1 protein-coding gene is annotated in these 821 nt (G+C 70.5%); it reads left to right on the forward strand.

Annotated elements, in window-relative coordinates:
- Positions 1–821 (forward strand): phosphoserine phosphatase SerB (gene serB, locus A9W96_RS08140; protein WP_067138851.1); only part of this gene is annotated, 821 nt, incomplete at both ends.

The raw sequence follows: 821 nt of genomic DNA on the forward strand, positions 1-821 counted from the left end.
CGCGGTGTCTCCGACTATCCGGTGATCGGCCTGGAACTGCGGGTCTCGGTGCCGCCGGGCGCGGACGCCGCGCTGCGGACCGCCCTGAACCGGGTGTCCAGCGAGGAACAGGTCGACGTGGCCGTCGAGGACTACAGCCTGGAACGACGGGCCAAGCGGCTCATCGTGTTCGACGTCGACTCGACGCTGGTGCAGGGCGAGGTGATCGAGATGCTGGCGGCCCGGGCGGGCGCCGAGGGCAAGGTCGCCGCGATCACCGACGCCGCGATGCGCGGCGAGCTGGACTTCGCGCAGTCGCTCGAGCAGCGGGTGGCGACCCTGGCGGGGCTGCCCGCCAGCGTGATCGACGAGGTCGCCGACCAACTGGAACTGATGCCCGGCGCCCGGACCACGCTGCGCACCTTGCGCCGGCTGGGCTATCACTGCGGCGTGGTCTCCGGGGGATTCCGGCGCATCATCGAGCCGTTGGCGCACGAGCTGATGCTGGACTACGTCGCGGCCAACGAGCTCGAGATCGTCGATGGCAAACTCACCGGCCGGGTGGTCGGCCCCATCGTCGACCGGGCCGGAAAGGCCACGGCCCTAAGGGATTTCGCGCAGCAGGCCGGGGTGCCGATGGCGCAGACCGTCGCCGTGGGCGACGGCGCCAACGACATCGACATGCTGGCCGCCGCCGGGATGGGCATCGCGTTCAACGCCAAGCCCGCGCTGCGTGAGGTCGCGGATGCGTCGCTGAGTCACCCCTACCTGGACACCGTGTTGTTCCTGTTGGGTGTGACCCGTGGCGAAATCGAGGCCGCCGACGCGATCGACGGCGAGGT

The sequence above is a fragment of the Mycobacterium sp. 1245852.3 genome (assembly GCF_001669335.1).
GTDB classification, from domain to species: Bacteria; Actinomycetota; Actinomycetes; order Mycobacteriales; family Mycobacteriaceae; genus Mycobacterium; species Mycobacterium europaeum_A.